General features: G+C 58.5%; 9 protein-coding genes. 7 read left to right on the top strand and 2 right to left on the bottom strand.

From position 1 onward, the window contains the following. The first annotated feature begins 114 nt into the window (after positions 1-114). Positions 115-1,215: a hypothetical protein gene (locus NZK35_RS02110; RefSeq protein WP_259630946.1), complete on the top strand. Its 1,101-nt coding sequence runs from the start codon at positions 115-117 to the stop codon at positions 1,213-1,215. 56 nt (positions 1,216-1,271) lie between these two features. Further along, a complete protein-coding gene (locus tag NZK35_RS02105; protein ID WP_407699757.1) occupies positions 1,272-2,714 on the top strand; it encodes a polysaccharide biosynthesis/export family protein in 1,443 nt (480 codons plus the stop codon). 112 nt (positions 2,715-2,826) lie between these two features. Here NZK35_RS02105 and NZK35_RS02100 read toward each other — a convergent pair whose 3' ends face one another. Together NZK35_RS02100 and NZK35_RS02095 are read right to left on the bottom strand one after the other, a co-directional pair. Further along, on the bottom strand, positions 2,827-5,952 hold the full coding sequence (locus NZK35_RS02100; protein WP_259630945.1) for a right-handed parallel beta-helix repeat-containing protein: 3,126 nt from the start codon (positions 5,950-5,952) through the stop codon (positions 2,827-2,829). Positions 5,953-6,004: 52 nt separating this feature from the next. Then, positions 6,005-6,733 (bottom strand): hypothetical protein, encoded by a 729-nt coding sequence (locus NZK35_RS02095; RefSeq protein ID WP_259630944.1) that lies wholly within the window; start codon positions 6,731-6,733, stop codon positions 6,005-6,007. Between the two features lie 339 nt (positions 6,734-7,072). On the opposite strand from NZK35_RS02095, the gene NZK35_RS02090 reads away from it, so the two are divergent. The 5 genes from NZK35_RS02090 (at position 7,073) to NZK35_RS02070 (ending at position 11,177) form a co-directional block, all read left to right on the top strand. Continuing rightward, positions 7,073-7,495, top strand: a complete 423-nt coding sequence (locus NZK35_RS02090) for a response regulator (protein ID WP_259630943.1) — start codon at positions 7,073-7,075, stop codon at positions 7,493-7,495. After that, positions 7,492-9,198: a GspE/PulE family protein gene (locus NZK35_RS02085; RefSeq protein WP_259630942.1), complete on the top strand. Its 1,707-nt coding sequence runs from the start codon at positions 7,492-7,494 to the stop codon at positions 9,196-9,198. Before NZK35_RS02090 ends, NZK35_RS02085 begins: the two co-directional genes overlap by 4 nt. Positions 9,199-9,203: 5 nt before the next feature. After that, positions 9,204-10,361 (top strand): type II secretion system F family protein, encoded by a 1,158-nt coding sequence (locus tag NZK35_RS02080; protein ID WP_259630941.1) that lies wholly within the window; start codon positions 9,204-9,206, stop codon positions 10,359-10,361. Next, a complete protein-coding gene (locus NZK35_RS02075; RefSeq protein ID WP_259630940.1) occupies positions 10,358-10,702 on the top strand; it encodes a prepilin-type N-terminal cleavage/methylation domain-containing protein in 345 nt (114 codons plus the stop codon). The genes NZK35_RS02080 and NZK35_RS02075 overlap by 4 nt, the downstream gene beginning before the upstream one ends. 148 nt (positions 10,703-10,850) lie before the next feature. Further along, the gene (locus NZK35_RS02070) at positions 10,851-11,177 is read left to right on the top strand and encodes a type IV pilin protein (protein WP_145207256.1); all 327 of its coding nucleotides are present in this window, start codon (positions 10,851-10,853) and stop codon (positions 11,175-11,177) included. Positions 11,178-11,198 lie beyond the last annotated feature (21 nt).

Below are 11,198 nucleotides of genomic sequence, written 5' to 3'. Positions count from 1 at the left end.
ATCCTTTCGACCGTTACGGCGATAAACACCCCTAGGACGGTACGCCATGAACCGGTGAGCTGCCCGAAATGCTTGACCCAATTTCGAATTCCGCCAGCAGCCAAGGGGGGCCAAATGGCGATTCGTTCAACACGTGCGGCCAGCGCACCCGAACACCACCCGATTCCGTCGGGACACAACTCCGAAACACCACCGCAATCGACCTGCGATCGCGGCGCACGACCGAAGCGTCGCAGGACGGCCCGGCGCCGGCTGCGATCGTTTGTCATTGCCGGGACCGCAGCTTTCATGCTCGCCGGCGCCTCGGGATGTTCGTTGGTCTCCAACGCGTATCGACAGGTACGCAAAGCGGAGTACCTGGACGAGTTCATGCTCGCCCATCGCAACAAGGTCTTTGCCACAAAGGCCTGGTTGCGAGAGAAACACCTCTACAGAAACCGCCCACACCTGAATGAGTTCAAAGCAGGTTTCCTGGAAGGCTACGCCGACGTGGCCAGTGGTTCCGACGGCTGCCTCCCCTGTGTCGCGCCGAGCCAATACTGGGGGTGGAAATACCAGTCCCCCGGTGGACAGGCCGCGATCGACGCCTGGTTCGCCGGGTATCCGATGGGAGTCAAGGCGGCCGAACAGGACGGCGTTGGGTATTGGGGCCGAGCCCCGATGGTGGCCCATCAGCCGCCAGCGGCTGATGCCAACACGATGCCCGAGGAGGCCGCGCCCGTGCTCGGCCCTGATGGAAAACCGGTCCCTCCGGAGATCGTTGTCCCGGGATCGACGCGTATCATTGAGACGACAACGCCCATCGAGTCGTTGCCGGCCGAATTGCTGGCACCACCGGCAATCGAGCTCGGCGAACCGGATCTCGATACGGACACGTTCCGTGTCCCAGCGATCGGAGATGACGCGGCGTTGAAATCGAATTCCGATCGGCCGGGCCCCGACGGCGAGGTGGACAGCCTCGTCGATGCGGCGACCCTGGTGCCGCGTCAATCGGCACCCACCTACACCCTGGAAGACGTCGGTCGGCCGACCGGTTCCCTGGGTGAAGATGCGATCGAAGGGATTTTCGGTTCGATCGAAATGCCCACCCCTTCAAGTGACGCCGCTTTGGAAACAAATGCTTCACAAACTCAATCAGGGCCGTCCCACCAAGCTGACGCGATCGTCGAGACGGCCAATGCCGACTCGGACGAGATTCCATTTAAGTTTGAATAGCAGCAGCCAGTGGTCGCTTCAATCCACGCTGAAAACCTACAGTGACGAGTGCAGGGATGAATAATAGTATTACTAACTTGGGGCCAGTTCAGTCACGGACCGACGGGCGTGACTTCGGCGACCGCCGAGTCTGCCGCGGCGGTCTGCTCGGATCCCTTCGCACTGGCCTTCGGTGTCTCAGTGCCAAGGCGGCTGCGGCCGTGCTGATGGCGGGCTCGCTGACTGGATGCTCTGCGTTGACACAGCCGATCGATGGTGTGCCCGCCGCTCGGCTGCCGCAACAGTACTTCGCCGAACCCAAGAACGATCTTGTACCGGTGGACATCTCGGCGCTGTCGCTCGAACCGCCGCGTGAATACTTGATCGGTCCAGACGACATCCTCGGTGTTTACATCGAAGGTGTGCTGCCCTTCAATCCGCCCAACGCTCCACCGGAACCGCCGCCGGTCAACTTCCCCGACGCCGAAAGCACCTTGCCGCCGTCGATCGGATATCCGATCGCCGTGCAAGAAGACGGGTCACTCGCGTTGCCCTTGATCGAACCGTTGAACGTCGATGGCTTAACCCTCGACCAGGTCCGCGACGCGATTCGCGATGCTTACATCGATAACGATATCCTGCGACCCGAGAAAGCACGTCCCATCGTGACCGTCATCAAAGAGCGGACGATCGATGTCATCGTCGTTCGCGAAGATGGTGGAAGCAGTGGAGGATTGACGAACCAGAGCGTCGGAGCCCAGTTCGTCTTGGGCGGAAGCGACCGCAGCGCGACCGGCGGACTCGTCAAACTGCGAGCCTACCAGAACGACATCCTGCACGCCTTGGTTGAGACCGGAGGATTGCCGGGCCTCAGCGCAAAAAACCAAGTCAAGGTGCTTCGTGCAAACGAGGAGAATAAGGCGGCACGTGAAGCGTTCTTGAAGAAATTTCGCGCCCAGCGTCAGGCTGCCTTGCTTGACCCCTGTGCCTGCCTGCCGAAGTTGCCCGAGGATCCGAACATCTTAAAGATTCCGTTGCGGCTTCCGCCGGGCGAATCGCCTAATTTGACTCCAGAGCAAATCACTCTGAAAGACGGCGACATCGTTTACATCGAATCGCGAGCAACGGAAATCTTCTACACCGGCGGATTGCTACCCGGAGGCCAATTCCCCTTGCCGCGTGACTACGACCTGGACGTACTCGGAGCGATGGCTCTGGCCGGACAAGGCGTCTATGGCTCGGTAGGTCGCGGCGGAGGAGGAGGAGGAATCGGAGGCATCGGCGGACAGATCGCGACGATTCCACCGGGCCGACTGTTCATCCTTCGAAAAACCGACTGCAACGGACAGGTTGCGATCGAGATCGACTTGACCAAGGCCATCAACGATCCCAAATCACGACCGCTCATCCAGGCCGGCGACACGCTGATCCTGCAGTACAAGCCCGAAGAAGAACTGCTGAACTTCGGTCTGGGAACGTTCTTCACCTACGGGATTCAGGAACTGTTGCGGAACAACTAGACCCTCCGCAACCAGATCGACAACGATTTACCGATCGCCGCGAAAGGCAACTTTCGCGGCGATCGGTGTGTTGAAATAGGTCGCCCAACGCCCCGCGGTCCCCAACGCAACCTCAACGCGCCACTTCATCCCATTTCAACACGCGAATCGATCCGCTCGGTTCCATGAACTCATACGCCCCCATCTCAAAACCCTGAAAGCTCGGGCGGGCGTTGCCATCCAGGTCAATCGAAACCAAGCCCGACAAGTCGGTGCCGGAATTGATTGCCGGCGAGCCCATCGAGAGATGGAAATCGCCCGTGGCTGGATCGGCAAAGAGCGGCGGGTCGTTGGTCTCGCCGATTCCCACGGAGCTGTTGACGTAAGGGCGACGCAACCCATGAACCAGATTGTACTGGTGGTCGAACGTGCCGCCGGGCCGGGCGTTGTAGAGGCCAAAGTACGTCGCGTCAAAAATCGAATTGCGGATCGTGGTCGAACCTTCGTAGCGAATCAATCCGTAATACTTCACAGCGGCGACGGTCGTGTGCACAATCGAATAGTCCGCATCCGTCGCCCGCAGGTAGATCCCATAGTCCGTTCCCGCGACAACCGTATTGGTGACCGCGCCCCGATCGGTCTGCAACGCGATTCCGTATCGCCCCGTACGGATAGTGGATTGAGAGACATCACAACGGTCGCCCCTGGCCAGGATCGCCCAACTGCCCGTCAGCCGCGCGAACGAGCAGCCATGGATCGTCCCCGATCCGCTTGCTTGGTAAATGCCGGTGCTGGACAAGTCGGCGAAAAACAACGTGTCCACCGTCGCACGGGTGTGATTCAACACAAGTCCCTGTCGGCCGCTGCGAATGCTGCTGTTGCGGATCGACACGGGCAACGGGTTCGCCGGATCGCCGCGGACATAAACCCCGGCGCCGGTTGCCCCCGTCACGACGGCTTTGGAGATCTGGACCGGCAGATTCGTCGTTCCGACGGCTCGCAGATAAATGCCGTAGGCCGCGTCGTTGAAACGGGAGTCACTGATATCGCACCCACCATCCAGGTAAGCCAGTACACCGTAACGCGTCGCGGTCAATGAACATTCCGCGATCGACAGGCTGCCGCGGGAGCAATACGCGCCGATTTCGTTGCCGGCAAGCTCGATGCCCTTCATGGTCAGCTTCTCTTTCTGGCACAGCACGCCATACTGGTTTCCGGTGATTGCGACGTTCATCGCCGGCAGCAGCGTCAACGGTTGATTGTTGACCCGCAGGCCATAACGGTTGTTGTTGAGCTCGAGATTAGCGGTGGACGACGGATCAAGCGTTGCTCCCGTCATCAGCAGCCCGTATCCGGTGTTGCCGGACAGTTCGCAGTTACGGATTGCCGGGCGGAGGTTTCGTTTGCTGTAGACGTACATCCCGTGACCGTTGCCATTGGCAACACAACGGTTGATTTGCACGTTCACGCAATCGTTCAGCACCACGCCGTAGGAACCGCAGGCCGTCACCGCCAAACCGTCGATGTTGACCGCTTGCGACTGATAAGCATAGAAGCCGGTGGTCGTTCCTTGTGCGGTCGTGTCGGTGACCGTGCAATCCCCGTAGTAATCCGTGATCGGGTACTTGCAGGAATCGCTCGTGGTCACCTGATTAATCGACCACGTGACGGTGTTGGCAATCACGCCGCGGGGACAATTGCGAAACGAGTGCTTGTCGGCCCCGTCGTACGTCCAAGTGCCGCCACGGATGTACAGCGCCGCGGCCGTATGATCTTCCGAGGTCAGTTTCTTCAGAACGGGAGCCGCTGCGGAGGTGTTGTGGACCATCACACCGTATCGCGAGTTTGCGAAACGACACTTCTCGACCTCGATGTCGTCCGAACGGACGTACAGCCCATAAGTACATGCGTTCGCATCGGCGGGGTTTCCGTTGAACGTGCTGTCGGAAATGGTGGCCGACTTGTTGTCCGACAGGTAGGCGCCCATCTTGTCGCCGCCGAACGTGCATTTGTCGACCGAAACACGCGTTCGATAGCTGACCAGCCCACGGTTGTTGCCGCTCAAGTCCACATCCGACAGGATCAGTTCGGCGTCCTCTCCCTTGGCGTGGTTGGAATAGATGGCGTAATCGTTGTCAACGAAATCGATGCGATCCTTCTTCGACAACGTCAAACGTTTGTTTCCCGACCGTTGGTACAGGCCGTATCGGTTCCCGCGCAACGTGACGTTTCGGAAATCATAATCACCTTGGTGCGCGGTGATGCCGACACGCGTCGATTCGATTTGCAAATCAGAAAGCTCGGCTGATTTCCCGGTCGTGTCGCCCAGCGTGACGCCATAGTTGCCACCCCTGATCGTGCAGCGGCTCATCGAAAGCGACTCGCCGTCGCAACGCGCGGCATAAGACGTCGTGTCCAGAAAGTTGCTACGGGTGATGGTGCCTGATTTTAGTGCCGTACCATAAACACCGACCGTGCAGCCGTTGAACTCACAACGGGATACCGACAGTCCCGTGCGGACCGCATAGACGCCACGTGTTTTCGTCGGTGCATCGCTGGCGTTGATCCGATCCGAAAAACGCGTGCCGGTCACTGACAGTGAGTTCCCGTCGTATCCGATGCATCCGTACTGCGTCGCCGCGAATTGGCAGTTGCTGACGTTGGCGGATTCAATCCCCGTCGCGTAGACGCCGTACGTCACCCCGGCGAACGTGCATCCACTGACATGCAATTGATGCGTGCCCAGATCACGCAACGCATAGGTCAGATCGTTGAAACTGCAGTTCAGATAGTACGCGTGCCCGGTCGTATTGGTGACCAGACTGCCGTAGCTCCTGCCCTCGATCGCGGCATTGCGTGCGAAGGCGAACCCATAGAACAAGACGTTTCCGGTGTTGAAGACACGAATCGTCCAAGTCTTGGCCTGGGGGCGGATGACGACCGATCCTTTGTCGCCCGTGTACGTCCCCGTCTGGTCCGCGTACAGCACCAACCAGGCCTTGGATGTCGCGCCTCCGCCACCCTTGATCACGACGTTTTCTTCATAGGTTCCCGCACCGACGAACAGAACGTCACCCTGTCCGGCGACAGAAGTCGCTTTGGTGATGGTGCGAAACGCTTGGTTGCGATGGGTTCCCGGGTTGCTGTCGTTGCCGGTCGTGCGGACGTAATAGTTGGTCGCCTGGGCCGTCGTGATCGGCAACAGCGCGAGGGCCCCGATCAGGATCAGTGGTCGACAACGTGGAATGCAGTGCGTCACGGGAATTGGCCGGTGGAGTGGTGTGGTTGATTTCGCTGGCGACTCAGTCGACTCAGGGCAAGCCCGGCAAACCCTCCAACTCGGGCAATTCAGGCATCTCGGGTAACCGCAGTTCCTCGGGAAGCTCGAGGTCCATGCCATCGGGAATTGCCCCCAGTCCCAGGTCCGGCTCCGGCGGAGTCGCAAATCCTGGATCCGATATTTGGAATTCGTCGGGCGCCGCTGAGTGACGCGTCGTTGGTTTGGGATGTGCCGCGCGGCGTCGAACGGGTTGGACCGCGAGACCTTGCACCGCGGGGTTTTCGATGGGTTGGTCCATCATCGCCAACGTCATGCACTCATCCAGGTGCCGGATTTCGACGGACCTGTTTTTCATATCTGCCGAAAGCAATGAAATGCCGTCAAACTCCTCACCCGCTTGAATCGGAATCAGTTTTCCGCCGACCCGCAGCAGCGCCAGCGTGGCATGCTCATCCTCTGAATCCGAAGTCACAAATCCGATCAACCGCACCGTCGACTGCTCGATCTCCGGCTCCGGCGTATCAACCTCGACTTTGACGGTCGCCGTCTTCGGCGGCAGGAAGAAATTGAGGTGATCGGGAATCGGTGAGACGTCGCGTTCGTCAAGGTCCATTTCCGCCGGTGGTTCATCCACCCCTCGCTGCACCGTCACACCTTCTTTTGTGGATGCCGGCGCATCGGCATCCGAGTTCGCCGGCCAAACCGACACGCGGTACTCGACATCGGTCAGCGGAAGAGCGGCTTCAGGTTGTGCCGTCACCGCAGGCCGCTCCGGTCCGCAACCTGAGACGCAGATCAGAGCCACAACGATGGCTGACGTGATGTGACGCTGGGGGATGGGCGATGCGATGGGTTGCATAGGTAGCACAGCACGGGACGTGACGATGGATCAAAACGATTCTCTCTGTCGCACTCTGTGACACGCCCGCATGCGGCGGCCGACTGGGATTTCGAATTGACGGTTTTCCCTCGCTTGAGGGCGATCTCAAGTGGCTTCTATGCGATCTTTGCCAACTGTCAGGTCCGCGTTTGACCGAAGGTTTCGGCAACCTAGCGTTTTGACAGTGTCACCCTGTCAGTGCGTCCTTCCCTGCCTGCAATGAATTCAGAAGCAAAGAAAATCCTGGTCTACATCGCCCATCCAACGGTGTTGGAGGTCACGGTGTTTCGTCTCGAGTTGCTCGGGATGCGGACGACGGGAGTGAGCAGTAGCGACGAGATGACCGAGGCGCTCGCCGAAGGCTTGCCAGATGCCGTTTTGATCGATCTCGATCTGGAGACGGGCGAAGGGATTCGCTGGGTCGAGAAAATCGCATCGGACGAATGCACCAGCCATATTCCGATCATTTGCATCTCCAGCCGCGGCGACCTGGTCGAGGTCGAAAATGCCTACAAAGCCGGCGCGAAGAGCTTTGTGATCTCGCCTTACGATCCGGTCGTTCTGGAGTCGAAATTGGTGGCGTTGCTGAACCTTGTTTCTGAACCGATCGCGACCCACCGAGATCCAGCAGAACGAACATGAGCAGCGTGAAAATTCGTCGCATCGGAGACATCTTGCTGGAACACGGTGTCATCACCGAACAACAGTTGCAGACCGCGTTGGTCGACCAACGCCAAACTCGATTGCAACTGGGCGTCTTTCTGCTCAGACGCGGCTTGGTCACGCGGGAACAGTTGGGCAAGGCGCTCGCCGAACAATACGAATTGCCGTTTTGCGGGTTTGACGAACACGTCACGCACGGGCAATTGGTTCGATTGCTGCCCGAGTCCTTTGCACGTCGACGCAAGGTCGCTCCGGTCCAGCTTCAAAACAAAGTGTTGCGACTCGGGATGGTCAATCCAAGCGACATGGAGGCGATCAGTGAAATCGAGTTGATGACCGGCTATCAAGTCGAACCCGCGATCTGCCTGGAAGCGGACATCGATCGGATGCTCGAATCGGCGTTCGACGACAAGATCAAAGCGAAACAAACCGCAGTCGACATCCGCATTCAAGAGCTGGACGAACGCGGCTCCGAGACGGTTCAATGCGATGAGAACTTGGAGGACAGCGACGCACCGGTGGTACGTCTGCTCGACGCGATTTTGATGGGGGCGGTTCGAGCCGAAGCGAGCGACATTCACCTGGAACCGGACTCGCCGCAGATGCGTGTCCGCTATCGCATCGACGGTCAGTTGCATCAGATCATGACCGTGCCGGGAGACTCCGAAGACGCCTTGGTCGGACGGGTGAAAGTGCTGGCGGATCTGGACACCGCGGAAAAACGACGTCCCCAAGACGGAAACTTGACCATCCAGGATGGAGAGACCCGCGCCAGTTTTCGAGTCAGCTGCATCCCCTGTGTCCGTGGCGAAAAAGTCGTCATGCGGGTGCTCGACGAATCGAGCAAGACCTTCGATTTCTCGCTGCTCGGAATGCAAGAGCGTCAACTGGCAACCGTCAAACAGTTGCTCGACCGGCCCCACGGAATGATCGTGATGACCGGGCCGACGGGGTCCGGAAAAACGACGACGATGTATTCCATGTTGTGCAGCATGGACTCGGCGTCGAAAAACATCTCCACGATCGAAGACCCCGTCGAGTTTCGACTGCCGGGAATCAATCAAGTTCATGCCAACAACGAATTCGGTATGGGATTCGCCAACGGACTGAAGTACTTGATGAGACAGGATCCGGATGTGATTCTGGTCGGCGAGATTCGCGACCACGAGACCGCCACGACGGCCGTCCAAGCTTCGCTGACGGGGCACTTGCTGATCAGCACGCTGCACACCAATGACGCGGTCGGAACGGTTGCCCGTCTGAGCGATTTGGGACTCGACAACTTCAAAATCGCGGGGGCATTGGTCGCCTCGATCGCACAGCGTCTGTTGCGACGACTGTGTGAGCATTGCAAACGCGAGTGTCAGCTCAACCGGTCACTGGTGGAGCTGATCTATCAAGGCCGTGACATCCCGACGGGGCTGGATCTGAATGGCAAATTCTTTGAAGCGGTCGGCTGTGAACAGTGTGGCGGCACCGGATACTCCGGCCGTGCTCCGATCTTTGAAATCATGGTCGTGACGCCTCAATTGGAGCATGCCATCGAATCCGGCATGCCCGGCAGCACCCTCCGCAGTATCGCCTGCTCCGAAGGGATGGTGGATCTGGCCACGATGGGACTGGATCTCGCCCAACAGGGCGTCACGTCCATCGAAGAAGTTTACTTCAAACTGTCAGGTTAATCACAATGAGTACCGCATCGAGCCGCGGTGGTGCAGGTGCCGTCAATGGTGGCGACCAGAGCGAATCGTTTGCGTTGCTGAAGACACTGCACGAGATCAAGTTCGGCAACGATCCCGAGCGCCGCTTCAAACGCAAAGACCTGATTCTGTTCTTAAGAAACTTGACGACGTTGGTTCAAAACGGCGTGTCATTGACACACGCCTTGGAAACCGTGTCGCGCGATCGGTCGCTGAAGAAGTACCATCATATTTTGGCCTCGATCTCACGGGCGCTCAAAGGCGGCGAGTCGTTGTCGGCGGCGATGAAGACGTTTCCCAGCGCGTTCAACCCGACGTTGATCAGCCAGGTCGAGGTCGGAGAACGTTCTGGCAAACTCGATCAGGCGTTGGTTCGGGTGACCGAGCAACTGGAGCGATCATCGGGGCACCGCAAGATGATCCTCAAAAAGCTCGCCTATCCGGCGATCCTGGTCGTCGCGGGAACTGGCAGTGTGATCTTCATGCTGTTGTGCGTGATTCCGACCTTTCAAGAGATGTATGAAGACGCCGGCGCCACGCTTCCGGCGATCACCCAACTGCTGATCGACGTCAGCAAAATCGTTCAGGTCTATGGCTTCCATCTGCTGGGGTTATCGATCGTCGTGGCGATCGCAATCATCACGCTATTCAAGAATGCCCAATCGAGACGCTGGATCGATCGCAATCTGATACGCATTCCGATCGTCGGTGAATGGTTCCGCAACCTGGCGATTCTGCAGTTCGCCGATGTGCTGGGCAACCTGATGGAAAGCGGATTTACGTTGGCCGAAGCGTTGCCGCCGGCCGGGCGTGCGATCGGCAACCGCCATGTCCGGGAAAAAATCCTCGGGCTCTACACCGCCATTCGCCGCGGCGAACGGTTCAGCCAGTCCCTGGAGCGCGAGGGCGATCTGTTTCCCGCGGTCGTGAATCAATTGGTGATCGTCGGTGAACGGACGGGGCGCCTGGTTCCGGTCACGCATCAAATCCGAAAACACCTTCGACGCGACGTCGAAGACAGCACCGATGCGATCGTCGGTGCGATTGAGCCCATTTTGACCATCGTTTTGGCGGTCGCCGTCGGTGGCATCTTGCTGGCCGTCTACCTGCCCATGTTTGACTTGATCGGAAAGGTGAATCAGTGATCACATCACCGGGATCATGGCGGTCCAAACGCAGCGGGCTTTCGCTGCTCGAATTACTCGCCGCGCTCGCGGTCATGGGCGTGATCGCAATCGCGATTGTGCCGCGGATCAGCGGCGGTGCGCGCCAGGCGAATGACAGTAGCTGTCAGCTGCGCAAGGCGGTCATCGAGGTGCAAGTCTCGCTGTGGCATCGGGAAACCGGTCGCTGGCCGATGGGGGACCTTGCGGACATCGGCTCGAATGTCCGCTATTTCCCAGATGGTCTGCCGCGATGTCCGGTGGACTCAACGCGATACACGATCGATGAATCAACCGGGAGGGTAAACGGGCATCATCACTGAGCCAAAGGAGGGAACCGACGGGATGCCTTGACCTACCTTTGAGCAACGAAGTTCCGTCAAAGCGATGAACTTCACACCCGCCGAAATTGACTCGATCGATTCAATTCGCCATTTGATCCCCCCGATAGCCTCGAAAGTAGGGCACATCATGCAACGAGCAAGAAACGTCAAACGATCCGGTTTTTCGCTTCTGGAACTGTTGGCCGTCGTCACAATCCTCGCGGTGATCGCTGCCGTCGTTGTGCCACGTATCTCCAGCTCTAAACTTGCCGCACAACAAGAAGTGAATAAGCAAAACATCGCCGAGATCAATGCTGCGGTTGAACGCTGGTACTTTGAAAAAGGAAGCTACCCGCAGTTGAACCTGTCGGACATTGCCGCGGACATTCAGTATTTCCCCGAGGGAATCCCGCAAAACCCGGTGGACAATTCATCGTATCAGCTCGATGCAACAACGCACCGTGTGATCAAGTAGCATTCGAGCGCAAGAATGATT

Origin of the sequence: Stieleria sedimenti (genome assembly GCF_025060895.1) — a bacterium.
GTDB lineage: Bacteria > Planctomycetota > Planctomycetia > Pirellulales > Pirellulaceae > Stieleria > Stieleria sedimenti.
Note: the sequence above shows the minus strand (reverse complement) of the source record. Positions and strands in the feature narration are given on the sequence as shown.

Coding starts and splice junctions, on each gene's coding strand:
- NZK35_RS02110 (WP_259630946.1), top strand. CDS start 115: ATGGCGATTCGTTCAACACGTGCGGCCAGCGCACCCGAACACCACCCG.
- NZK35_RS02105 (WP_407699757.1), top strand. CDS start 1,272: ATGAATAATAGTATTACTAACTTGGGGCCAGTTCAGTCACGGACCGAC.
- NZK35_RS02090 (WP_259630943.1), top strand. CDS start 7,073: ATGAATTCAGAAGCAAAGAAAATCCTGGTCTACATCGCCCATCCAACG.
- NZK35_RS02085 (WP_259630942.1), top strand. CDS start 7,492: ATGAGCAGCGTGAAAATTCGTCGCATCGGAGACATCTTGCTGGAACAC.
- NZK35_RS02080 (WP_259630941.1), top strand. CDS start 9,204: ATGAGTACCGCATCGAGCCGCGGTGGTGCAGGTGCCGTCAATGGTGGC.
- NZK35_RS02070 (WP_145207256.1), top strand. CDS start 10,851: ATGCAACGAGCAAGAAACGTCAAACGATCCGGTTTTTCGCTTCTGGAA.